The organism is Micromonospora sp. NPDC049559 (assembly GCF_040676675.1).
In the GTDB taxonomy this organism is placed as follows: domain Bacteria; phylum Actinomycetota; class Actinomycetes; order Mycobacteriales; family Micromonosporaceae; genus JBFAPK01.
This window is the reverse complement of record NZ_JBFAPK010000002.1, coordinates 471,204-495,400: the sequence shown is the minus strand read 5'-3', so window position 1 is coordinate 495,400 and position 24,197 is coordinate 471,204. Positions and strand designations below refer to the sequence as shown.

Annotated in this window: 14 protein-coding genes and 1 pseudogene; 4 read left to right on the top strand and 11 right to left on the bottom strand. The window is 69.4% G+C overall.

The window, feature by feature from the left end; genetic code table 11:
* Position 1: 1 nt before the first annotated feature.
* On the bottom strand, positions 2-1,828 hold the full coding sequence (asnB, locus tag AB0J86_RS05125) for an asparagine synthase (glutamine-hydrolyzing) (RefSeq protein WP_363852770.1): 1,827 nt from the start codon (positions 1,826-1,828) through the stop codon (positions 2-4).
* A 223-nt stretch (positions 1,829-2,051) separates the two neighbouring features.
* On the bottom strand, positions 2,052-3,353 hold the full coding sequence (locus AB0J86_RS05120) for a DegT/DnrJ/EryC1/StrS family aminotransferase (protein WP_363852767.1): 1,302 nt from the start codon (positions 3,351-3,353) through the stop codon (positions 2,052-2,054).
* 852 nt (positions 3,354-4,205) lie between these two features.
* Here AB0J86_RS05120 and AB0J86_RS05115 point away from each other — a divergent pair.
* The 3 genes from AB0J86_RS05115 (at position 4,206) to AB0J86_RS05105 (ending at position 8,330) form a co-directional block, all read left to right on the top strand.
* Positions 4,206-5,210: a transcriptional regulator protein gene (locus AB0J86_RS05115; protein ID WP_363852765.1), complete on the top strand. Its 1,005-nt coding sequence runs from the start codon at positions 4,206-4,208 to the stop codon at positions 5,208-5,210.
* A 93-nt stretch (positions 5,211-5,303) separates the two neighbouring features.
* Positions 5,304-7,061, top strand: a complete 1,758-nt coding sequence (locus AB0J86_RS05110; RefSeq protein WP_363852763.1) for a hypothetical protein — start codon at positions 5,304-5,306, stop codon at positions 7,059-7,061.
* Positions 7,062-7,082: 21 nt separating this feature from the next.
* Positions 7,083-8,330, top strand: coding sequence for a glycosyltransferase family 4 protein (locus AB0J86_RS05105; RefSeq protein ID WP_363852760.1), 1,248 nt, complete (start codon positions 7,083-7,085; stop codon positions 8,328-8,330).
* Here the strand turns inward: AB0J86_RS05105 and AB0J86_RS05100 are convergent.
* The 9 genes and pseudogenes from AB0J86_RS05100 to AB0J86_RS05060 form a co-directional block, all read right to left on the bottom strand.
* A pseudogene (locus AB0J86_RS05100) lies at positions 8,276-8,482 on the bottom strand (transposase); the annotation flags it as partial. The gene AB0J86_RS05105 and the pseudogene AB0J86_RS05100 sit on opposite strands and share 55 nt — an antisense overlap.
* A gap of 499 nt (positions 8,483-8,981) precedes the next feature.
* Positions 8,982-10,706 carry a right-handed parallel beta-helix repeat-containing protein gene (locus AB0J86_RS05095; RefSeq protein WP_363852757.1) on the bottom strand — a complete coding sequence of 575 codons (1,725 nt, stop codon included), beginning with the start codon at positions 10,704-10,706 and terminating at the stop codon, positions 8,982-8,984.
* A complete protein-coding gene (locus AB0J86_RS05090) occupies positions 10,703-13,558 on the bottom strand; it encodes a glycoside hydrolase family 2 TIM barrel-domain containing protein (RefSeq protein ID WP_363852754.1) in 2,856 nt (951 codons plus the stop codon). The genes AB0J86_RS05095 and AB0J86_RS05090 overlap by 4 nt, the downstream gene beginning before the upstream one ends.
* A 37-nt stretch (positions 13,559-13,595) precedes the next feature.
* Positions 13,596-16,283, bottom strand: a complete 2,688-nt coding sequence (locus tag AB0J86_RS05085; RefSeq protein ID WP_363852752.1) for a hypothetical protein — start codon at positions 16,281-16,283, stop codon at positions 13,596-13,598.
* A gap of 8 nt (positions 16,284-16,291) precedes the next feature.
* Positions 16,292-18,082 carry an alpha-galactosidase gene (locus tag AB0J86_RS05080; protein WP_363852749.1) on the bottom strand — a complete coding sequence of 597 codons (1,791 nt, stop codon included), beginning with the start codon at positions 18,080-18,082 and terminating at the stop codon, positions 16,292-16,294.
* Positions 18,079-18,819 carry a carbohydrate ABC transporter permease gene (locus AB0J86_RS05075; RefSeq protein ID WP_363852746.1) on the bottom strand — a complete coding sequence of 247 codons (741 nt, stop codon included), beginning with the start codon at positions 18,817-18,819 and terminating at the stop codon, positions 18,079-18,081. Before AB0J86_RS05075 ends, AB0J86_RS05080 begins: the two co-directional genes overlap by 4 nt.
* 184 nt (positions 18,820-19,003) lie before the next feature.
* A complete protein-coding gene (locus tag AB0J86_RS05070; protein WP_363852744.1) occupies positions 19,004-20,065 on the bottom strand; it encodes a sugar ABC transporter permease in 1,062 nt (353 codons plus the stop codon).
* A 9-nt stretch (positions 20,066-20,074) separates the two neighbouring features.
* Positions 20,075-21,322, bottom strand: coding sequence for an extracellular solute-binding protein (locus tag AB0J86_RS05065; protein ID WP_363852741.1), 1,248 nt, complete (start codon positions 21,320-21,322; stop codon positions 20,075-20,077).
* A gap of 20 nt (positions 21,323-21,342) precedes the next feature.
* Entirely contained in the window at positions 21,343-22,647 is a 1,305-nt protein-coding gene (locus tag AB0J86_RS05060) for a hypothetical protein (protein ID WP_363852738.1), read from the bottom strand.
* A gap of 313 nt (positions 22,648-22,960) precedes the next feature.
* Here AB0J86_RS05060 and AB0J86_RS05055 point away from each other — a divergent pair, with 313 nt between their 5' ends.
* Entirely contained in the window at positions 22,961-23,959 is a 999-nt protein-coding gene (locus tag AB0J86_RS05055; protein ID WP_363852735.1) for a LacI family DNA-binding transcriptional regulator, read from the top strand.
* Positions 23,960-24,197 lie beyond the last annotated feature (238 nt).

The following is a 24,197-nucleotide window of genomic DNA, read 5'->3' as shown; positions in this document are numbered from 1 at the left end:
ATCACGCGACGATCCGGACCCGATAGAGCTCCAACCACCTGTTCATCTCAAGGAGATACGTGAGCCCGATCGCTGGCGTCGCCGCGGTGATCGGTCCCGGCAGCGAATTGAGATCGCCCGCGACCATCGTGCGGACCCGCTCCCGGTCCAGCAGGTCGAACACTGGGGCGTTCGCCTCACTGAGGAGGTCGCGCACCTGGCCCCGGATGCGGCGGAGGTGATCGCTGCCGCGGCTCGCCGGGTATGCGCTCTTCGGACGGTTCACCACCTCGTTCGGAAGTAGATCGGCGCTTGCCCGGCGCAGCAGCGCCTTGGCCACGCCACTGCGGGTCTTCAGCTCGGTTGGGACGTTGAACAGGTACTCGGCCAGCCGGTGATCCGCGAACGGCACCCGCACCTCCAGGCCGACGGCCATGCTCATCCGGTCTTTGCGGTCGAGCAACCCATTGAGCCACCGGGTCAGCCCCAGGTGGAAGACCTCGCGCTGCCGCCGCCGCTCGGGACTCTCGCCCGGCAGCACCGGTACCTCGGTCAATGCCTCGTGGTAACGATCGGCCTCGTAGGTATCGGCGTCGATCTCGCGCCGCACGTCGTCGCGCAGCAGGATGTCGGGTTGGCGCCGGCCGTACATCCAGGGAAACGACGGATGCGAGATATAGTCACTGTCGAGCTGCCACGTATAACCGCCGAATACCTCGTCGGCGGTCTCGCCGGACAGCGCGACGGTGCATCGCTCCCGCACCGCCTTGAAGAGCAGGTACATCGACGTGTCGAGATCGCCCCAGCCGGGTGCGTCCCGGGCCCGGAGGCCACGGTCGATGCCGGTGACCAGATCGTCCGCAGAAATCTCGGTCACCACATGCTCGATGCCGAGCTTCTCAGCGACCAGCTTTGCGAACGGGTCGTCCTGGCTCGGGCGCCAGGAATCCGATCCCGGAGCCGCCACGGGGACGCTGACCGAAAAACTCGTCAGCTGCCCGTTCAGTTCCCGTGCGGCCATGGCTGTGATAGCGCTGGAGTCGATGCCTCCAGAGAGCAGTGTGCCAACGGGCACGTCCGCCACGATTTGTCGAGCGACGATATCAGTCAGCAACTCGTGGACCCGGTCGGTTGTGGACGTGAACCCGTCGGTATGCGGCCTGGCCGTCAGCTCCCAGAACCGTTGCTCACGGACGCCGCCGTCGTCGGCGACGACCAGACACCCTGGCCGGACCTCGTGGATGCCGCGATACACGCTGACACCGGGGGTTCTGGCCCGGGGTAGCACCGTCAGCTCGGCAATGCCCACACGATCAACCTCGGCGCGCATGTCGGGGTGCGCGAGCAACGCCTTCGGCTCGGACCCGAACACCAGACCCCGGCCCACGCGCGCATAGAACAGCGGCTTGATGCCGAGCCGGTCTCGCACCAGCAGCAATTCCCGCGTTTCGGCGTCCCAGATCGCGAAGGCGTACATTCCGTTCAGCCGTTGGGCGAACTCGCGTCCCCACTGTAGATACGCGGTCAGCAGCACCTCGGTGTCCGAACGGGTCGTGAACCGCCACCCGTGCGCTCGCAGCTCCAGCCGTAGCTCCTGGAAGTTGTAGATCTCACCGCTGAACGTGATGACCGAAGGGTCGCCACCCCGTGCGATCCGCTGCATCGGCTGGCGGCCGCCTTCGATGTCTACGACGGCCAGCCTGCTGTGTCCGAACGCGGCGTGCTCGGACAGCCAGATCTCCAAGGCGTCGGGACCGCGCGATGACAGCGTGGTCGTCATGGCCGTGACAACCCTGGATTGCTCCGCCAAGTTCCGACTCCAGTCAACCCATCCAGCAATTCCGCACATTGTCTGTCCTTCTCACGTCAGGGCGTCATCCGCGCTATGGATGCGATGTCCGTGCGATCTCGATATCTGTCGCTGCATATGGCATTGCAATGAGGCGACGGTCCGGCAACATCACCCGCGCTCGCGTGCAGCATTACCAGCGCGAGTCTGCGACCAGCTTCGTCATGGCGAGGGCACGGTGACAACCGGTCGATATCCGCCACCTTGCCGAGAAGGAGGGACCTCAGGACGTGCTGTGCACCACCTTCGTCACCGCGTCAGCAATATCCATCACATCTTGCTTGCCGCCCAGTAACGTGCTGTGATGCGTGAGCACAGCGTGTCGGACCAGATATTCCGCATGTGGATAGACTCGGTCGCGGTGCTCGGCGGCGAATCGCTCGGCCAGCGGCGCCAGGGTTGGCTTTGACCAGGGCCGGAGGAGCTTGCTCCGGTTCAAGGGCTCGCGTGGCGGATAGAACGAGGTGTTCAGCTCCGCGGTCAACGCGTCCGCAATGTTGATGTTGGTCATCCCGTCGGGAAGTGGGTCGAATATCAGCGGGATCTCGTAGATCGACAGTCGCGTCTGGTCCGGGTGGTGGCGCAGCAGCCGGACACCCGGTACGTCCTCCAGGAGATTGCTCAGGAGGGCGTAATTGTTGTTGCGCACCTCGTGCTGGGCGTCGAGGTCGCCGAGTTGCGCGCACAGCAGCGCCGCACTGAATTCGTCGAGGCAGTAGTTCGCGCCCATCACGGTGGCGCTCTCCTCCAGCTCCAACCCCTGAGGTGCGTCGCTCGACGTGGTGTAGCGGCGCGAGTCGGCACGCAATTCTTGAAGCAACGACGCCAGACCCTCATCATCGGTCACCACGGCTCCACCCTCACCGGCGGTAAGAACCTTGGACTGCTGCATGCTGAAGCAGCCTAGGCGGCCCAAAGAGCCCGCTGAGCGACCGAGCCACTGCGCGCCGTGCGCCTGGGCCGCATCCTCCACGACCGAAATATCCAAGGGCGCCACCACCTGCTGTATCGCCGGTACGTCAGCCATCGCGCAGGACCAGTGGACCGCGACGACCGCGCGCGGCTCCACCTCGAGGTCCAGGGTGTCGGGAGCGAGGCAGCCGGTGCCCGGATCGACGTCGACGAGGATCGGGAGGAGGCCGGCTCGCAGCACCGCGCTTGCGCTGGCCACCCAGGTGAGCGCGGGCACCAGTACGACATCGCCGTACGCCAGGCCGAGCGCCTCGAGCGCCACCACCAACGCGCTGGACCCGTGGTCGACCGGCACGCAGTGGCGGGTACCGACGTACTCGGCGAACATGCGGGAGAACCTCCGCTCGAACAACTCCGCCCCGGCGGGGCTGGTGATCGTCCAACGCCGACCGTGTAGGACCTGGGCCAGCAGGGCGTCGGCACCGACCGCCGGGACCGGCCAGGCCGGCCAGGGGCGCTCCGCCGGCCTGACCGGGATGCCACCATCCAGCGCGAGCCGGTTGGCGGCCAAGGACGCCCGACCGGTGCGGGGGTTCTTCTCGAAAGATGTCACGTCTGTTTATCCTCCCTGGTGAAGGGGCACCGCTGTGGTATCCAGCGGCGGGCCGGCGTTGGCCCGCGCATTCCGGAATCGATGGCTCTGCGACTGCGAGCCGGCAGAGCAAATCCGTCGCATCCTTGCTTACATTGAATATGCCCGAACAGCCAATATATGCAACTGTGGATGAGCTCAAGTTGCACGACCGCACCCGTATGAGTGCATGCGGTGCGATCTCGGTAACTCCGGTCCGTCCCTGCTAGCGGGCCGACGGCGACCGCCTGGATGTCTTGACCGCCTAGTGAGATTTTGCCTGGTGGGCGAGCAGCCATGAACCCGCATAGTGGGGCCTCCGCGCAATCGGCTTCGGTGCCCACACTCATCTCTGGTCGCCTCGATACCGTAAGGGCGTACGTTGCCTGGCCGGTTGCTCTCGTGGCCGACGTGATCGCCGTCGGGCCCTCGCCTTCCACCGTATAGATTAGCGCTGGAACGGTCTCATTTGGTGAGACTGGGTGGCTGGAGGCCGCCATCAGGACGACATGCCGCCGCTCTGGAGGCGATTACGGTGATCAATATCTTTACCAGGAGTTTCTCCCCGTTGCTAGGCGAACGGCAACGCCAGGATCGGCCTACGACCGGCGAGCCTTCGGAGGAGCGAACGTGTTCGATGCCTTGCCGAGGCGATGAGGGCGGCATACGATGCGATCATGTAGTGATCAGTCAGGGGGTGATCACGCACTCCTGCCGTGCACGGGGGTGTTGTCCCGTTGGTGCTGAAACCAGCGGACCCCTCAACTGGTCTGCCAATGCGACCCGTGCAATTACTTGGGTCGATTTGTCGGTGCGTCGCCAAGGAGTCAACGAATGCCGAAGCGTCTCTCGAGTGAGCCTACAGACCAGATGCATAACTCCATCATGGCATTGCCGCAGAGACAACCCGAGCTACCCACATCCGTGCCGATACACCTTATCAAGGTTGCCGCGTCGCCACGCATTAATGGCGAGAATTCCAAGCACACGGAACTGCTGCTGGAGTCCGGGGTCGAACTACCCCCCATCCTGGTGCACCGTCAGACGATGTGCATCGTAGACGGTGTCCATCGATTGCGCGCCGCGCAGAAACGAGGGGATACGGAAATCGCCGTCGACTTCTTCGACGGTGACGAGGAGGACGCTTTCCTGGAGGCGGTTCGAGCGAACCTCGCGCACGGTCTGCCGTTGTCGCTGGCGGACCGGCGGGCCGCCGCCGTGCGAGTGCTGGATCAGCACCCCGAGTGGTCGGACCGGGCCGTCGCGGAGGCCGTGGGGCTGTCACCTGACTTCATCGGCGCGGTTCGAAGGCTGTCTACAACGGCTCACCCCTCGATGTCGCGGATCGGGCGGGACGGACGCGTTCGGCCCGTCGATTCGAGCCAGGGGCGGATCAAAGCCAGCCAGGTGATTGCGAGCAAACCAAACGCCTCGCTACGCGAGGTTGCCCGAAATGCCGGCATTGCTGTCGGAACCGCGCGGGACGTTCGCGACCGTATACAACGCGGGCTGGATCCCGTGCCAGCCAGGCAGCGTGCCGCACAGGTCAACCGCAAAGCGGCGACCCGCAGGCTTCCGGAGCCAGCGTCCTCGAAAGACCCGCTGTCGACGCTCCAAGGACTGAAGAAGGATCCATCGCTGCGGTTCAGCGAAGCGGGACGCCGCCTGCTGCGTTGGGTCGACCTGCATGCTGTCAGCGCGGACGACAGGACCTGGGTCGCCACGGCTGTTCCGCCGCACTGCGCGAACCTCATCATTGAACTCGCCATCGGTTATGCCGCCGCCTGGCAGGGCATCGCCGACGCTATCGAGCGTCAGGTCCAGCCGAAGGCCATCTGACCGACGGGCGACGGCCCATCAGTTCCGCTGGGCCGGGCCTGATACCAGGCACGGCAGCGCGACCGAGCACTGCTTCCGAGGAGCGTTCAAAGTATGAGACCAGCCCGCGAGCTGCTCCTGCAGTTGAGCGTAGGCCAGACGGCGACGGCTTTGGCGACCAATGGGCAGCAGGCGATGTGGAACGCCATCGAATGGATGGGAGGCGACCACTCCTATTTCAATATGGTTTGGACCGTCGCGGTGCCGAAGGGGCGCACCTTGGATGACGTCTGCGTCGCCCTAGGGCGCACCGTCGAGCGATACGCCACGCTTCGGACCACCTACACCCGGACGGCCGAGGAGCTGTTGCAGGTGGTGGAGAGCGAAGGTGTTCTCAAGGTCAGCTTTTATGACGGCACGCAGAGCGACCTCGACCACCGCCAGAAGCAGGTCGCCACGTACCTCGGCCGGCTGAACTTCGACTCCGCGACGGAGTGGCCGCTGCGGGTGGCGGTGCTCGCGCAGGATGGCGCCCCGATCTCGCTCGTACTGGTCATCAACCACATGGCGCTCGACCTGTACGGCTGGCGCGTCGTTGAGGAAACGCTCACGGGATTCCTTGCGGACCCGGCTGCGGCTCCGCCACCACGTGAGGGTTGGGAGCCGCTGGACCAAGCGGCGTTTGAGTCGTCGCCCGACGGGCGAGCCATGAACAACGCAGCACTGTGCCGATTGCGTGACCTGCTCTACGCGGCACCGCCGAGCTTGTTCGACTTTGTCCCGGCCCGAGAGGAGGCCAACCGGTTTTGGACGCTGCAGCTGGAGTCCCGGGCATTGGCGACCGCGTTACCGCGGGTGGCGCAACGGGTCCGGGCCAGTAGCAGCGCAGTTCTGCTGACGGTGATGTCCGAGGTGTTCGGGGTCTACTCCGGGCACCGCGAGGCTCTGGTCCAGATCCTCGTGTCCAATCGGCTGATCGAAGACAGCGCCCGGATGGCCGGGTACCTCTGTTGGGACTCGCCAATCCATGTCGACCTGCGCGGCTTGAGCTTCGACGCCGCCGTCCAGCGAGTCTTCTCTGCCGCCCTCGAGGCATATCAACACGGGCTTTACCGACCATCCGAAGCGCGCGCGGTGCGCGCGGAGGTAGAACATGCCCGTGGTGCGGCCATGGACCTCGGCTGCCACTTCAACGATCGCCGCGAGCGGACCGGGTCGATCTCGGTACCGACTCGGGAACCTCGCATGGACCCAGGGATGCTGCGCGAGCAGAGCCGGATCCTGTTTCTTGACAGCCACCCGCGGGTTGACACACGGTTCCACCTCCATGCAATGGACGAACTGCCGGGTTCGGTCGAGCTGGAGCTGACGTGTGACACCCGCTACGTGCCGGTCCGAGCGATGTGCGAGATCCTGTGGGCAATCGAGGCGCTGGCCGTGGCCGCTGCGGACCGTGACCTCACCCCTGACGAGATCATTTCCACGGTGGACGTCATACCGGCGTCCCGGGGCACGGCATGGGTCCGGCGAGGCCGCGGCTGGACGGACCTGGCGGCGGTCCGCCAGCTGTGGGTGGACCTGGTGGGCGAAGAGGGCATGGTCTTCACAGAACGCGGTCCAAACGGCCACCATCGGCTCATCGCCTACCACGCCACCGGGTCGGACTCACCGAACCTGCACCGTGCGTTCCTCAACTTGATCGGCGAACGAACCGATGTGCAGACACCTGACATCTACCACAGCTGTCAAGCCGCACCGGAGGACCCGCACGACGAGGCGGCGTGGCGACTTATTCCAATCCTGTCCAGCGGCACCGGGCGGATCGGCAACGAGGAGTTCATGTTACGCACACCATCCGATCCGAGCGACTAACAACCAACGGAGAATCCGCATATGAACACACGTCGAGAGGACGGCCGCTCGCGCGCGCTCTTCGTATCCCACGACATGTTGTGGCCGACGATCGGAGGCGGGCGTACGCGCTGTGTGAAGGTGCTGATGCGCGCTCTACGGGAGCGGGCCGTCGACCTCGTGGTGGTCGCTCCTGCCGAGGACGTGGCTCGTGACAGCCAGGTCATCCCGAGTCTACCCGGCCTGAGATGCCACGTCTTCGTCGACGAGTCGCCTCCAGGACCGGCGCCGGTGCGAGCCAGCCGGCCCGCGACTGACCTCATACGCAGGCACGTGGCCCAGAATGGCGACTATGATGTTGTGCACGTCGAGGGCCACTACCTTCTCGAGGTGGTTCCGCCCGAACTGCACCACCGCACCGTCCTGGCCGAGCAGAACATCGAATCCCAGTTGTTGGAGCAGCGCGCGGCACTTGGCGAGCCCGTCGCGGCGGCCGATGTCGTCGGTCTGCGTGAGCGGGAGTTGCGGGCGTGGCGACGCGCGGGCGCGCTGGTGACGCTCAGCGCGGAGGACGAGGCCGCGGTGCTCGAGCGCGACCGGTCGCTGGCGCCGCGCCTGATCACCAACGGCTGGGATCACCGGCCAGGCCCCACCCGTCCGGCGCAAGACGCTCGCGGGACCCTCACCGCACCCCGGCTGCTGTTCGTCGCCGACTACGACTACGCCCCAAACCGCGACGCCTTTCGCTGGCTGGTTTCCGAAGTCTTTCCCCACATCCGTAACGAGATCCCCGGTGCCACCCTTGTGCTCGGTGGCGTCAATCTTGCGGCGGACCTGGCGCGCCTCGGCGAGTCGTGCCCAGGTGTGCTGGTTACCGGCTACGTCGCTGACCTCGACGCTGAGCTGGACGCCGCGGACATCGTGCTGATCCCGCTGCGCATCGGCGGTGGCGTCAAGCTGAAGACCATCGAGGCGATATGGCGCGCCCGGTTGATCGTGTCGACGACCAACGGCGGCACTGGCGTCCCGGATCCGCTGCGAGCGGCCATGTGCATCGCCGACGACGCCAAGTCGTTCGCCGAGCATGCCGTCCGTCTGTGCCGAAACCCGGCGGAGCGTCGTCGGCGGCTCGCCGTACTGACGAACAACCGAAGGGCCGCACCAACTTGGGAACAAACGCTCAACCAGCTGATGGGGCTGTGGTCGGAGGTCGCCGGCCAGGCCGAACGCGCGACCGGCAGCGCACCGGTCGACGCGGGTTGGTCCACGACCACGAGCAGCGTGCCGTGACGGGCGAGTTTGTCGAACAGAGCCCGCAGTCGGGCCTCGGTGTTCGGCAGCGGCGCGTCGTGCAACCTGCCGCCGTCCGGGGCCAACCCGACCGCCTGGTGATCACCCTTGCCGACATCCAACCCCAGAAACACCTGGTACGCGCCGTGCACCCGCCGCCTCCGTACCTCGTGCGTGGTCTCGGCCGCGGTCTCGGCGTCGGGCTCGCGGCAGCCACGTTACGAGGAGACCTACCCAGCATGCCGGCGGCCCGGTCCCTATCAGCGGTCTGCCGACGCCACCCGGCCCGGCGACAACACCCCCCGATCATGCGTACGACAGGGGCAGTCAGTCATACCAGGCCGGGCGACCGGGCAGTCCCCGGCGGGGACGATCAAAAGACCTTTGATCTCCCCAGCGGTCAATGGCAAGGACCATCGCGTCGACGTGGTCGGACTTCTTCCGCGACACCGAGTGCCGCTCGCGGTAACGAGCCACCGCCATCGGGTTGATCGAGTACACCATCCTGCCGGTGGACATGCTGCCCGTGACGGTGGTGGTCCGGCCACCGCGCGGGTCCGCCGGTCTTGCACGAGGCCTCGCAGGCCCGAAGGTGTGTAGGCGTGCACGCAGCGGGCTGGACCACCACGATCAACGTTCAAAGACGAGGCACTAGCTGCGCCGGACCACTACGCCGGCATCGACCGACACGTCCGAACAGCGGCTCAGGACGACGTCGCCAGCGTCGAAATCGGCACCGGGGCGCTCGATGGTGTTGTTCCGGAACCGGATCCCACGGGTTCTCGTGGCGTCGAGCGCGGCGACACCGTCGAGCATGAAGCAATTTGCCTCGACGAAAATGCCGTGGTGGACCGGGTGCTCGCGGCCGCCACCGTCCACCCGCGGATCGACGAGCACGGCCGCGGCGCCCGGCTCGACAAACGCGTTCCGCCGGATGGTCAGGCTTCGCACCGGCCCCGACTCCCACCAGTCACCAGCGTCGCAGGAGACGTAAACCGCGGCCATCGCCGGCCGCTCGAAGCGGTTTTCCTCGATCAGGATTGGCCGACGGGTGGTCACGAGCACGCCTCGGGTGGGCATGTTGCGGAACACGTTGCCGGCGATGTGGACGCTCGGCGTGCGGGTGACGTTCTCCACCGCGGCCCGCGCGGCCAGCCCATCTGGAACCGCGGTTCGGACCGTCAGGACGATCGTCCGCAGGGGATGGTCGCCGTCGCGACCGCTCGGTTGCCGGGCCCGGTCCACGACGGTCGACGCGATGACCCGCAGCGAGGTCCGGTCGACGATCTCGACGCGGTCGCCCGCCGCGAACTGGGGAAATCCCGCCGTCTCCGGATGCGCGTAGACGAGCACGAGCGTGTGCGGGTCCGGCTGGCTGACCACCCTCAGGTAGGTGCCGTGCACGTTGACGGGATCGTCGTGCGGCCCGTCGAAGAGACACCCGCGCACCACCACCCGGCCGGAGCAGCCCGAGAACTGGACGAAGTCGGCGAAGCCGGCCGTGTGCCGTCCGGTGCCGGGCGGGGCTTGGAACGCACAGTCCTCGATCGCGACGTCGCGACTCGTCTGCACGACCACGCCGGGGCCGTGCAGGAACCGGAATCGCACGCCGGACACCGTCACGCCGGAGCTGTCGAACACCAGCGCGCCGGGGTGGTCCCGGGTCGTCAGCCGCATCTGATACACCAGACCGGTATCGACCGGTTCCGCGTCGTGGTCGTACGTGATCTGGATGTCGCGGTCGCCGACCGCGCGGATCGACCGCACGCGGTCGAAGAGGGGGTTCGGCCCGCGGCGAGTGGTTTCGCGGGACGGGTCGTGGATCTGCGTGTATTCGAGCGCGTCGCGGCCCTCCCACGCGGGGCCCGAGTCGAGGATCTCCCCGTGCCAGCGGACCGACCGCCCCTCGATGGAAAACGGCGTGGCCGCGGGCACGCGGATGACGCGGAACGCGTGCCCGGCGGCGACGCCCGCGTCGACCACGGTCGCGTCGACGACCGTCGGCACCGCGAAGTCGAACTCCAGTCCCTCGATGCGTATCCGCCGCGAGTCGATGACGGCGAACGTGGTCTGGACGCCGTGCACGATGAGGCGGGCACCGGGCCCGGACAGGACGAGGTCGTCGGTCGCCTCCACGAGCAGGGCGATGGTCTTGACGCGGAACCGCGGATCGTCGCCCACCGTGTTGGAGACGTACAGCTCGCGGCGTTGGGCACCGCTCGGCCAGAGGTGGTAGTCGCCCGGCGGGAAGCGCAGCGTCACCGGGCCGCCGGAGGCTTGGGCGGCGCGCAGGGCCGCCCAGACCGTGGGGGCCGCGTCGGCGTGCCGGCCCGGTACCGCCCCGAAGTCCGTGACGTCGAGCGTCAGACCGGTCACGGGCGTGGGCCGGGGATCGCGGTGAAGTCGAGGATCAGGCGCGCGCCCTGGGCACGGTACTGCGCGTCCGCCCGGACTGCCGGGCCACACGACGCGGAGCCGAGTCCGGTCACGCCGGCGGCGAGATGGATCCAGAGGAGTCCCTCCTCGGTGAGCTCCGCCGCGTGCCTCGCGCGCTCCAGTTGCCCGGTGGACCACGGGCGGACCGCGGCGTGGAAGGCTTCCTGGCCCTCGATCAGCACGCCGCCGTCCGGGCCGGTCAACCGCAACCAGCGGACGTCCGACCGGTTCCCGTTCTCCTGGGGGACGACGTACGGCACCTGCGCGTCGCGGACGGTCATGCGATGCCGCCCGAACCAGGTCGCCGACCGGGAGTCGGGATAGCTTTCTCCCGGTCCTCGGCCGAACCATTCCAGCTGCGCGGAGCCGGGATCGGTCGCGCGCAGCGCGAGGACGACACCGAGCCGGGGCAGCGCGAGATCGGGGTCGCCGCGACGGTCGATCCGCACGTCGAGGCGGAGCCGGTCGCCGTGCGCCGTCCAGAGGTACGTGACGTCGAAGCCGCCGTCCGGTCCGGCGCCAGCTCGGGTCACGCGCTTGACGAACGCCTCGCCCACCTGGACCTCGGTCGTCGACTCCTCGACGTGGTCGAGGCCGGCGGCCCGCCAGCGGTTCTCCATCGACGGGCCGCCGCCTATACCGTCGGACCGGTCGTTCTCGGTGGGCGCCCGCCACACGTCGATGCCGAGATGGGCGATCGGAAACGGGCCCAACGCCGCCGGCTCCGCCACGATCCGCCGTGCCGGGGCCGGAGCGGAGGCCCGTGGGGCGGCGGCGCGGCGGCGCTGCTGCGTCCGCGAGAGCAGGTGCCCGGCTTCGACGCCGGGACCGTCGCGGCCGGTCCTCGCTGTGACAGTCAGCCACAGCTCCCCGCCGGGCGCGGTCGATTCGGCGGCGTGGACGGCGGACGGCAACGCCGTCCGCGACGACGAGAGCGGTGCGACGACGATCGGGTCCAGCCGTCCCTCGCCGACCGGCGCGCCGTCGGCCGTCAACGACCAGGAGAAGTCGACGGCCTCGGTGGTCGAGAAGCTCCAGCGGTTCTCCACCACGAGGTCGTCGCCGTCCAGGCGCATCCGCACCGGCGCGATGACGGCGGCGAGTTCGGCGAGGCCGGGCGAGGGCGTCCGATCCGGGAAGAGCAGTCCGTCGATCACGAACGAACCGTCGTGCACGGTCTCGCCGAAGTCTCCCCCGTAGCGGTACGTCCGCCGGCCGTCGGAGTCCTCGCCGGCGATGCCGTGATCGATCCACTCCCACACGAAGCCGCCGGCCAGCCGCGGGTACGCGTCGACGATGGCCTCGTACGTGGCGAGCCCGCCGGGGCCGTTCCCCATCGCGTGCGCGTACTCGCACATCACCATGGGCAGCGACCGCCGGCGCTCGTCCCGGGCGCGATCCGCGATCCGCGGTTCGTCGCGCCGCCCGATCGCCTCGAGCTCCTCGAAGCCGGGATACATGCGGCTGTAGACGTCGACGCTCTCGCATTCGGCGTCCGCCTCGTAATGGATCGGCCGGGTCGGGTCACGGTCGGCGGTCCACCGGGCGTTCGCCGCGAGGTTCCGTCCCCACCCGGCCTCGTTCCCGAGCGACCACATCACGACGCTGGTCGCGTTCTTGTCGCGTTCCACCATGCGGCGCATCCGGTCCAGGTACACGTCCCGCCAGGCGGGGTCGTCGGACGGATTGCCGCGCCAGTCGACCAGCGAGAACCCGTGCGTCTCGAGGTCGCACTCCTCGACCACGTAGAGGCCGTAGCGGTCGCAGAGCTCCAGGAGGTACGGGTCGGGCGGGTAGTGGCTGGTGCGCACCGCGTTGACGTGGTGCCGCTTCATCAGGACGACGTCGCGCTCCAGCACGTCCCTCGTCACCGCCCGCCCGCGGCGGGGGTCGAAGTCGTGCCGGTTCACGCCCCGGAAGACCAGCGGGGCGCCGTTGATGAGAAGCTGGCCGTTCTCGACGGCGACGGTGCGGAAGCCGACGTCGGCGGAGACGGCCTCTGCTCCGTTGGCGATGACGACCCGGTAGAGGCGTGGCGACTCGGCGGACCACGGTTCGACACCGGGGATCAGGATCGGGTCTCCGGCGGCCGTGCGGATGCCGAGTTCGGCGAGCTCCACCGTCGCGGGCCCGGCAGCGCGCACCTCGACGAGCAGCCGCCCGTCGCCGGTACGGTGGTCGTAGCCCGCGACGATGCGAACGTCGTCGATGCCGCCCTCCGGTCGATGCACGAGCGCGACGGGGCGGAAGATGCCCGACAGCCACCACTGGTCCTGGTCCTCGACGTAGCTGCCGAAGCTCCATTGGTGCACCCGTACCGCCAGGAGGTCGTCACCGCCGGTGAGCACGTCGCTCACGTCGAACTCGACGGTGAGCCGGCTGCCCGACGACCGGCCGACCGGGGTGCCGTTCACCCACACCTCGAACCAGGAGTCGACGCCGTCGAAGCGCAGGAGCACCCGCCCGGTGTCCCAGCCGGGCGGGCGGCGGACGATCCGGCGGTATTCGCCGGTGGGATTCGCCTCCGGCACGCGGGGCGGGTCGAGCGGGAACGGGTAGCGCACGTTGGTGTACGCGGGAGTGCCGTAGCCGCACAGCTGCCAGTGCGCGGGGACCGGGATCTCGTCCCAGGTGTCACCGGGGTCCGAGGGATCCCGGCCGGTGTCGGCGGTGGGTGCCCAGGCGAACCGCCACCGCCCGTCGAGTCGCAGGACGCCCGCGTCCGAGCGCATCCGGGCGCGGGGAGGCTCTGCCCCGACGGGCGGTGCGATGACCTCATAAGGGGCGGTCACGGTTGTCGGTCTCCTTTCGCGGCGTACGTCGCAGGCCTCAGGCCAGGTGCAGGGTACGGATTTCCCATGGTCGCAGCGGGATCTCCCACGCCGGGCCCGCGGGGTGCCGTTCGAGTGGCCGGCCGAGCAGGTCCACCGTGGTCGCGACCGTCGGTGCACCGGTGACCGTCGCGACGGTCGGCTCGGGTGTCATCGCGACCAGCCGCAGCTCGATCCCGGCGGGTGCCCGGCGCAGCGCCGCGACCGCGACACCACGGCCGGTGACCGCGAGTCCGGACCGCGCCGGGGGCAGCTCGCCGCCCGCGGGGGCGGCGCCGCGCCGCCACAGGCCGGGTGAGCGGAAGTGTTCCGCCCAGCGGACGGCGTCGCAGGCGTGCCATCCACCGGCGGCCGGCAGCACGCCCAGCTCGATTTCGATGTCGCGGCCCAGCTCCTGGCCGCCGGGGATCGGGATCTCGGCGGCGGCCGGCTCGTCGCGAAGCGGGTGGACGTTGACGCTGATCGCCCCGACCGACCGGAGCAGCGTCAGGGCGAGCTCGGTGCCGTCCGCGACCAGCTCGTACTCGGTGGCGCCGCCGCCCAGCAGCACGGTCGCGTCTCCGGCCGACACGAAGCCGTCGGCCGGGTAGGTGGGCAGCGGGAACTCGCCCCAGCCTCCTTCGTTGGTCAGCCCGCGCTCGGTGACCGCGAACTGTCCCTCGGCCGCTGAACGCGCCGCCGGGCGGGGGAGCGGGACGTGCAACCGCAGGCGGTGGTCGGACACCACGTTGACGAGGGCGAGTGACAGGCGGACGAACGGCTCCCCGGCCCGCAGCTCGACCCGCATCCGTACGGGCATCCGGCGCACCTCGGTGGAGCGGCGGTCCGGATCATCGCCGAGCGACGCGGGCAGCTCGTACCACCGGTCGACCGCGATGGCGGCGCGGACCGGACCCGACTCGAGGAGCCGGGTTTCGACGGCCGCCGGCGCGTCGACCACCCGGTCGAACGCCGGCGGCGCGTAGTTGTAGCTGTCGCCCCGGTCGCCGCCGTCGACCAGCCGGCCGACGCCGCGCAGGACGGTGCCGTCCCGCCCCTCGATGTCGAGCGTCCCGTCCGCGCGTACCGCGACCGAGACGAGCCCGTTCGTGGCGGCGGACGCGGTGGCGCGCAGGTCCGAGCCGGCGCGAGGCCCGGCCGCGGAAACGATGCGTACGGCCACGCTGCCCGACGCGCCGACCGGCACCCCGGTGAGGACGGTGGCCCTCGGCTCGGCGAGCGTCACGACGCGCCAGGGACCCTGGTGCGCGGCCACGGCCCGGCGCATCTCGTCGCGCAACCCGAGCAGGTCGAACCTCTCGGTCGCGGGCACCTCGGCGACCCGGAACGTGAGACGGCCGGGCACGATCTCGTACCGGTCGATCTGCCGGCCGAAGAGTTCGCGGCGATGGATGCGCCGCAGCACCCGCTCGACGTCGGCCGCGTCCCATTCCTCGTCCGCGAGGAGCACCGGGGCGCGTTCGCCCTCCTGGACCGGCAGCCGCCGACCATCCGGAAGCACGGCCTCGAGGGCGGCGCCGGCCGCTGCCGCCACCTCGGTCTCGACAACGATCGTGCGCGGCGCGGTGAGCGGGTTGACCACGAGGATCGCGTCACTCGGCACGGCGGCCCCGGCGTCGCGGACGGCGGCGTCGCGGACGGCACGCCCGAGCTGGGCCGCCTCGGCGAGTCGGGCGGCCACCTGCTCCACGGTCTCGTCCGTGCCGGAGCCGACGACCGAGTCGTGCGCGCTGGACTCGACGATCTTCCGCCAGGCGAGGTCGAGGAACGGCGCGGTGCGCTCGAGCGGCGCGTCGACGGTGAGCCGTTCCGCCTCGCCGACGACGCGTTCGGCCGCCGCCATCGCGGTCTTGAGCCGCCGCCGGACGGAGACGACCCCGGGCAGGATGTTCGCCCGCGCGTGGCTGCGCAGCTCGCCATCGACCCGGGCGAGCGCGGGATCGTCCGTACGGCCGTGAACGTACTCGGCGAGCGTGGCGACGGCGAGTGGCATGCCGGCCGAGTCGTACCGGCGGACGAGGTCCATCAGGTCGGGTCGCGGCGCCGTGTGGTCGCTGCCGACCATCGCGAGCATCGGGTCGCCGCCCCACCGACCGACCGTGGTGTCCCGGTACTGACGCAGGGCGCGGGGAATCTCGTCCGGTACGAGCAGGAGGTCGAGGCCGTTGCCGTAGCCGTCGAACAGGTACTCGACGCGCACCTGCGAGCCGTCCGGCGCCGCCCAGCGGAACGCGTGGCCGGCCACCCGGCCCGGCACCCCGCGCCACAGCGCCGCGTGCCGGATGCCCGCCCGCGCGAGGATCTGTGGCATCTGGGCGACGTGGCCGAACATGTCGGGCAGGTATCCAACGTCCATCGCCCCGCCGAGCCGTTCGGCGCCGGCCCAGCCGAGCTGGAGGTTGCGGACGATCGTCTCCCCGCCGCAGAGGAACTCGTCGAGCAGGATGAGCCACGGGCCGATCGCGAGTTGCCCGCGCCGTACCGCCGCCCGGACCCGTTCGGTGTGCCGCGGCCGGATCGCCAGATAGTCCTCGATGGCCGCGGTCTGCCCGTCCAGGGTGAACCGGAACGCGGGGTCCGCCTCGGCCATGTCCAGCACGGCGTCGAGCACCTCGACGAGCCGATGACGGAAGACCTGGAACGGCTCGTACCATTCGCGGTCCCAATGGGTGTGCGGAACGAGCACGGCACCGGTCATGCCCGGGCCGCCGGGATCACGATCCGGCGCAGCCGGGCGAGTCCGCCGGTGGGCACGTCCACGGCCGTCGGCCCGGGCGGCAGGACGATGGGGTCCCGCGCGACGAGCCGGCCCCGGGCGTCCCACACCCGTAGGTCAGCGCGTGTCTCGTCGGCCTCGTTGCGCAGGATCGGTGCGCTGTCGTCGGCGTTGGCGAGCAGGATTTCGGTCCAGTCCTCGTCGGGAATCGCCACCGGCATCGGAGCGTACCGGACGACAAAGCGTCGTGCGCCGCTGCGGGCGTGGACCACCGGGTACGACAGGTCGGGACGTTCCGGGCGCAGTTCCCCGTGCAGCAACAGGTCGCGGTGCTCGCGCCACACGCCCAGCCAGAAGGCGAGCGCCTCGGCCTGCTCCTCGCGCAGCCCGAGCAGGTCGACGGAGACCTGTGGCACCCCGAGCAGTCCGTTGATCAGGTGATGGGCCACGCGCTCCGGGCTCTCGGCCGCGGTCCACATGATGGGGTCGCTGTGTATCGGCGTGCCCGGGCGGGCGAGCCGCAGGTCGACGATGCCGACACGGTTCTGCACCGGGCTGAGCGGACAGTCGGCGACTCTGATCATGGAGGCGACCCGGGCCACGGCCGGATGGACGTACGGTTCGCGGAACTCGACCAGCGGCTCGATGCCGACGCCGCGCAGCTCGGCGACGACCTCCTCCATGGCTCGGACGGCCGCCGCCGCCACCGAGGGGCCGCCGTCCGGCCGGTCCACGAACCGTTCGAGAAAATCCAGCTTGACTCCGTCGGCCTCGGTGCTTTCGACCAGATCGCGGATCCGCCCGACGAGGTACGCGCGGGTGGCCGGGTCCCGCGGGTCCAGGACCTCCGCGTCCAGGTCCGGTTCGTCGTACAGCGTGGCGAGACCCAGGTCGCGGGCGCGGGCGCGGTGACCGAGGAACGGCGTACCGATCCACCACACCGTGCGTATCCCGCGGGCCCGCAGCCGGCGGACCAGGCCGGCCGGATCGGGGAACTTCTCGGTCGCCACCTCCCAGTCGCCGCACGATCCGTATCCCCGGCCGTGCGAGGTCGTCTGCCAGCCGTCGTCGACGATCAACGTGCCGAAGCCCAACTCGGCCGCGCGGTCCGCCGCGCTCTCGATCGTGGCGGCGGAGACATGCTGGTGGGCGAAGTACCACGTGCACAGCACGGGGTCGGTCGCACCGGGCGCCGGCCGGTGACCGGTGGGCCCCTGCAGCCAGCCGCCCGCCCCGGGCGCGGCCGTGGCGAACGGGCCGCCGGAGCTGTCGAGGTACAGACGCACGTCGCCCGCCGGCGGCCCGGTGACGGTCAGCATCACCACGAACTCGGCGGTCTCCTCGACCAGGCCGGCGCGGACGAGGGTCGGCGATGTGGCGGCGTCCAGCGCGTACACCAGGCGGGTGGCGTCGCTCCGGGTGAGCAGCGCCCCGAGCGGGATGTCCTGCAGGGCGGTGACGTCGACCGCCTGCGCCCAGGACGGCGGGATCGTGGCGTGCGGCACCCCGCTGCCCGGCCGCCACCACGCGACGGCGTCGGTGGCGGAAATCGTCGCGGTGACCGTGAGCGGCTCGTCGAGGCGGCCGAACACCACCTCGACGACGCCGGGGCCGAGCTCGGTGACCCGTACCTCCGCGGCGCCGCCGGCCCGCAGGCGCAGCCCGGCCGTGGCCTGACCTTCCGGCAGCCGCACGGGGTTCTCGGGGCGGGTCTGGGCGCCGCCGCCCGGCAACCAGATGTCGGCGGGCGCGGTTTCGACGTCTGTCATTTGCTCCCCGTGAAGGAAATTCCGTCGATGATGTGACGCTGGGCAAGGAAGAAGATGAGGACGCACGGCAGCGTGATCACCAGCGCGGTCGCCATGAGCAGCGGGATGTCCGTGCCGTGCACGGACTGGAAGCCGGCGAGGGCGAGCGGCAGCGTCTTCCACCGGTCCGTGGACAGGTAGATCACCGGCTGGAAGAAGTTGTTCCAGTACCCCATGAACTGCAGCAGCCCGGTGGCGATGATGACCGGCCGGGACAGCGGCAGGTAGATGGAGAACCAGATGCGGAACCAGCCGGCGCCGTCCATCAACGCGGCGTCGGTCAGCGATTCCGGCATGCCCAGGTAGAACTGCCGGAACAGGAAGATGAAGAACGCGCCGCCGAAGAACGTCGGGAGGATGATGGGGTACAGCGTGTTGATCATGTGCAGGTTCTTGAACAGGATGAACTGCGGCACGATCGTGACCTCCTGCGGCAGCAGGAGGGTGGAGAGCACGATCGCGAACAGTAGGCCGGAGCCGCGCGCCCGGATGCGGGCGAACGCGAAGCCGACCAGTGACGACGACACCACCACGGCGACGACCGGAATGAGCGTGCTGAGCAGGGAGTTGCCGAGGTAACGCCAGAACGGGAACGAGCTCAGGCCGTCGCCGAAGTTGGACCAGCGCCACTGCACCGGCCAGAGCCACACGCCGCCGCGCGCCACGCCGGCCCGCGTCCGCAGCGCCGAGGCCACCATCCAGAGGAACGGGTATATGAATACGAATGATCCGGCCGTCAGTACGGCGACCGAGACGGCCCGGGAGGCGGTCGACTGCCGGCGCGGGCCGCCGGATCGGCGGCGCGCGGGCCTCGGGGTCGCCTCCGCCGGGCGCGGCGTCGGGTCGGCCGGGCGGTGGCCGGGGTACGGACGTTCTGGTGCGCTAGCTGACACGGGCACGCCGCCTCCGCCGACTCGGTCGTTGGGATTCGTAGTAGACCCAGAAGGCACTGCCGCGGAACATCAGCGCGGTGAGCATCATGATCATGACGAACAAGATCCATGCCAGTGCGGACGCGTACCCGATCTTGAACAGCGAGAACGCGTTCTGGTAGAGGTAGAAGACGTAGAACAGCAGCGAGTCGCCCAGGCCGCCCTCGTTGTGGGTGAGCACGTACCCCTGGGTGAAGGTCTGCATCGCGCCGATCATGCCGGTCACCACGTTGAAGAAGATGACCGGACTGATCTGCGGGAGCGTGATGTTCCACAGGGTGCGCCACCGGCCCGCCCCGTCGATCTCCGCGGCCTCGTACAGCTCGGCCGGGATGTCCCGGAGGCCGGCGAGGTAGATCACCATGTTCCCGCCCACCGTCCAGAGGCTCATGATGACGACCGCGGGCAGCGCCCAGTCCGGGTCGAACAGCCACTGCGGCCCCTCGATGCCGATCAGCCGCAGCGCGCCGTTGACGAGCCCGAAGTCCGGGTTGAACACGTAGATGAACAGGACCGTCTGCGCGACGCCGGTGACCAGCGACGGCAGATACCAGATCGTGCGGAACACGTTGATGCCGCGCACGTTGACGTTCATCAGCAGCGCGACGGCCAGTGACAGGACCGTCTGCAGCGGAATACTCACGACGCTGTAGACCAGCGTCACCTTGATGGCCTGCGCCAGCCGGTCGTCGTGCAGCGCGTGCTGGTAGTTCGCGAGGCCGACGAACCTCGCCGGGTCGAACAGGTCCCAGTCCATGAAGGACAGGATCAGCGAGTACACCATCGGCCCGGCGGTGAAGAGCAGGAAGCCGACGATCCACGGTGAGACGAACGCCCAGAACGCCGCGGTGTTCCGGCTCATCCGCCCCGCCCGCACGCCCAGCCACAGCACGCCGAAGAAGACGGCGAACACGACGGCCAGCATGATGAGGAACGACAGGATGGGCCGGAACCCCTCGGCGACGTGCAGCAGGGCGAGCAAATCCTCCAGCCGCGTCACAACGTCAGACATCGTCGGCCGCTACTCGTTCGCCTCGTCGAGCATCTTCTGGCAGTCGGCCTGGACCTGCGGCATGACGACCGCCGGATCCTCGTGGCCGGAGCCGATCGCGGTCCGGGTGTCCCACGCGTTGGAGTTCCGGCTGGCGATGGCCAGGTAGTTCTTGACGTGCGGGGTCGGGACGGCGTTCTGGACCGCGTCGACGAACGCCTGCAGGTTCACCTTCGGGGCCACCGCCTTGAACGCGTCCACCGAGCCCTGGATCACCGGCACGCCCAGCGCGGACCTGGTCGAGGCCATCAGGTTCTGCGCCGCGGGATCGGAGCTCATGAAGGTCGCGAACGTCTTGGCTGCCTCGGCCTCCGCGGCGGTGGCGTCCTTCGCGATGCCCAGCGCGTCGACCTCCATTGGCTCGCCCTTGCCGGGCATCGGCACGATCGCGAACGTGGTCGGGTCCAGCGCGGCGAACTTCGGGATGTCCCACGGGCCGTAGTCGGGCATCATCGCGATCCTGCCGTCGGCGAGCCACTGGCCCATGTCCTGGCCCTGCGCCTCGGCGCGCGTCGGCGTGAACCCGTCGGGTTTCGCGGCGTCGGCCACGATCTGCGCGGCGCGGATGCCGGCCGCGTCGCCCATGGCGCACTTCGTCCCGTCGGGCGTGAAGTAGGAGCCGCCCACGGCGATGAGCCACCCGTCGTACCACAGGGGCGCGCTGCCGTAGACCTTCGTGCCCGACCGCTTCGTGAGCTTCTTGGCGTAGGTGACGAAGTCGTCCGGACTCATCGGCGTGGTGCTGGACGGCACCGGCAGGTTGGCCGCGGTGAACAGGCTCGTGTTGATGGCCATCACCTTGCCCTTGGCCGTGAACGGCACCGCGTAGTTCGTGCCGCCGACGTTGCCGGCCTTCGCCACCGCGGGCGAGTAGTAGTGGCTGGTGTCCACGTCGACCGGCCGGAACGCCCGGCTGAAGCTCGGCAGCGAGGTGTCGGAGATCTCGGCGACCGTGGGAGCCTCGCCGCCGGCTATCGCGGTCTGCAGCTTCTGCTCGTAGTCACCCTGGATCCAGTTCGACTGGACGGTGATGTTCGGGTGCGCCTGCTGGAAGGCCGCGACCATCGCCCTCAACGTGGCGGCCTCGTCGTTGTTCCCCCAGAACGCGAACGAGATGGTGGTCTTCCCGCCGCCGCCGTCCGACCCGCTGCCGCTGCACGCGGTGAGCGCGACGAGCGAGCTTGCGACGGCCGCCGCCATCAGGACTTTCCGTGACATAGAGGCTCCTGTTCCGGGATTCATCGATGTACGGGCAGGACGACGACGCCGCCGTCGGCATCCGCGCGGGCGCGGCTTCCGGTCGGCACGACAACCGTGGTGACGTGCCCGCCGTCCCACGTGCTGGTCCAGGTGACGCCGGGGCCCGCCGTCACCCACAGTTCGGTGGCCTCCCGCCCGTCGTGCCGCAGGCCGACGGTCGAGGCGCCGATCGGGACCCCGTCGACCGAGAGCCACTCGCCGGCCGGCAGGTGGGAACGGGTCAGCACGGCGTCCGGCGCCGGTCCGGGTTCCAGACCGGTCAGGCCCACCACGATGTGGGCCACGTGCGTGAAGGGGACCTCGGGATAGTCCGCCCGCGAGGCGGCCAGGTACCGGATCCAGCGCAACGCCTCGGCGTCCCAGCCGTAGCGCAGGAACGCCTCCGGCAGGTAGGTGACCGCCTCGATGTTGGTCGGCGGCCGGGCGTCGACCGCGGCCTTCAGGTACGCCAGATGGGCCGCCGCCCGATCGTCCGCCCGCATGACGCCCTTGACCGCCGGGAACCACGTGCTCTCCAGGCCGAAGCCCGCGCGTGGGCCGTCGGCGGTGAACCCGGAGGTGTAGTGCCGCTCGCCCGGCAGCCACCAGTCGGCGGCGAACATGTCTTCGAGCTGCTCGGCCCGCCGCCGGTTCCAGCGCGCGAAGTCGGTGTCGATCGGGCCGCCGGCCAGCGCGCCGACCGCCCGGTGGGCGGCCCACTGGCTGGCCAGCCCGTCGGCGGCGACCCGCAGGTACGGTGGATCCGCCGCCTCGTTGTAGGTAGCCGTGCCGGCGAAGATGTCACCGGTGCCCGCCGCTCCGGCGACCCCGATACCCAGCGGATCGTGCGCCTCGACGAACAGCGTCATCGTGGTGCGCAGGAAGTCCGCGCACAGGAAGCCCTCGTCGCCGGTCCAGCGGTACTGCTCGACCGCCTTCTCCACCAGCTCGAACGCGGCCGGCACCTCACGTACGAAATCGTCGTCGGAGTGGTAGTCGATCGCCGCCGGCGTGCCGTCGAACATGAAGGCCCACAACGGATACCACCCGCGGGCGCGGGTCGCCGACGCGGCGAAGTGCCGCAGCATCGCGAGGTTCTCGGCGTCCAGGCCCAGCAGGTGCGCGCCGAGCATCTGGTGCGCGAGGTCCCGGGAGTAGAACATCGGCCGGTCGGTCAGCCCGGCCCAGTAGCTGGGCAGGTTGCCGGCGGCCCGCCCGGTCTGGACCCATTCGAGGGCCCGCGCCGACGCCCAGTCGTAGGACTCGGTGAGGTCGCCCAAGCTCGACCCGACCCGTACCCGCATGAGAGGCCATGCCCTTCCTCGATGTCGAATGGTGGAAGGGACTGTTACATACGCGTCACGAACACGTCAACACTCGTCAAGGTCCGAATTTCGATGGTCGGCGGCGGGAACGGTTCGGTCACCGAGGCACGAGCCGGGCGGCTTCGCGCTATGACGACGCGCAGAGACACCGTACATTGCCCGATTGGTGGAAATCTCTGCAATAATCGGGCAAGGAAGTTACGGTGACGAGCGGATCGCGTGCATCGGCGGCGGGCCGCACGGCCGGCTCTACACTGGGACGGCGCAATGGGGGATCGATCGATAGGGAGCCATGGTCAAGGTCGGAATCAGCGATGTCGCCGCCCGCGCCGGAGTCAGCGAAGCGACCGTCAGCCGGGTCCTCAACCGCCGGGGCGCCGTTGCGGCGAGCACGCGCCGCGTGGTGGAGGAGGCGATCCGCGAGCTCGGCTACGACCGGGGGACAGCCAGTCAGCTCGTTGTCGTGCTGACGCCGGAACTCGCGCAGCCGTTCTTCGGGCGGCTCTGCGAACTCATCGAGTCGGCGCTGGCGCCCCAGGGACTCAAAGCGATCGTGTGTTCCACCACGATCGGCGGGTTCCAGGAGATCGACTTCATCCGATCCACCGCCGACCTCGGCATCGCCGGGGTCATCTTCGCCTCGGCCAGCAACACCCTGGTCGGCGCGGATCCCGCGGTGTACCGCCTGCTGCAGAAACGACAGATCCCGTTCGTGCTGATGAACGGCGCGATCGAGGGCAGCCAGGCGCCCAGCTTCTCGACGAACGACCGAGTAGCCGCCGAACTCGCCGTCGACCACCTGTGGCGGCTGGGCCACCGGGAGATCGGCATGATCGTCGGTCCGGTCGGGAACCGGCCGAGCGACCGGCGGCTGGAGGGCTTCATCGCGGCGATGCGGCACCGCGGGGTGGAGGATCCCGACAAGCTCGTCGCACACCAGGTGTACAGCATTGAAGGTGGCATGTCGGCCGCGGAGACACTGCTCGACCAAGACGTGACCGCGCTGGTCGCGGCGAGCGACTACATGGCCCTGGGTGCCATTCGAGCGGCCCGGCGGCGAGGCCTGTCGGTGCCGGACGACGTGTCGGTGATCGGGTACGACGACTCCGAGATCATGGCGTTCGTCGAGCCGCCGTTGACGACCGTCCGCCAGCCGGTCGAGCGCATTGCGCAGTCCATCGCCACCGCCATGGTCCACCTGGTGAGCCGGCGGAACGTGCCCCGCGGGGAGCTGCTGTTCGACCCCGAGCTGATCGTCCGCAGCTCGACCGGCCCCCTACGCGACCGGTGACCTAGCACCCGGTGACCCGAGTTCGCGACCCTGACACGGAGGTTCTCTCCGCCACCGCCGAGTCCACCGCCACGCTGCTCATGGAGGCTGCCGGGTGATCAGGCCTGCGGCGGCGAGCCGCGAGAGGTGGGCCGAGACTCCGCTCGGGGCCAGCCCGGACGGCGGGCCAGTGCCGTCGTCGTCGACGGGGACGCCAGCTCGGCCAGCAGGGTCGCCCGAGCCTGGCCGAGGACCGGGG

Coding starts and splice junctions, on each gene's coding strand:
- asnB (WP_363852770.1), bottom strand. CDS start 1,828: ATGTGCGGAATTGCTGGATGGGTTGACTGGAGTCGGAACTTGGCGGAG.
- AB0J86_RS05115 (WP_363852765.1), top strand. CDS start 4,206: ATGCCGAAGCGTCTCTCGAGTGAGCCTACAGACCAGATGCATAACTCC.
- AB0J86_RS05110 (WP_363852763.1), top strand. CDS start 5,304: ATGAGACCAGCCCGCGAGCTGCTCCTGCAGTTGAGCGTAGGCCAGACG.
- AB0J86_RS05105 (WP_363852760.1), top strand. CDS start 7,083: ATGAACACACGTCGAGAGGACGGCCGCTCGCGCGCGCTCTTCGTATCC.
- AB0J86_RS05080 (WP_363852749.1), bottom strand. CDS start 18,082: ATGACAGACGTCGAAACCGCGCCCGCCGACATCTGGTTGCCGGGCGGC.
- AB0J86_RS05075 (WP_363852746.1), bottom strand. CDS start 18,819: ATGGTGGCCTCGGCGCTGCGGACGCGGGCCGGCGTGGCGCGCGGCGGC.
- AB0J86_RS05070 (WP_363852744.1), bottom strand. CDS start 20,065: ATGTCTGACGTTGTGACGCGGCTGGAGGATTTGCTCGCCCTGCTGCAC.
- AB0J86_RS05065 (WP_363852741.1), bottom strand. CDS start 21,322: ATGTCACGGAAAGTCCTGATGGCGGCGGCCGTCGCAAGCTCGCTCGTC.
- AB0J86_RS05060 (WP_363852738.1), bottom strand. CDS start 22,647: ATGCGGGTACGGGTCGGGTCGAGCTTGGGCGACCTCACCGAGTCCTAC.
- AB0J86_RS05055 (WP_363852735.1), top strand. CDS start 22,961: ATGGTCAAGGTCGGAATCAGCGATGTCGCCGCCCGCGCCGGAGTCAGC.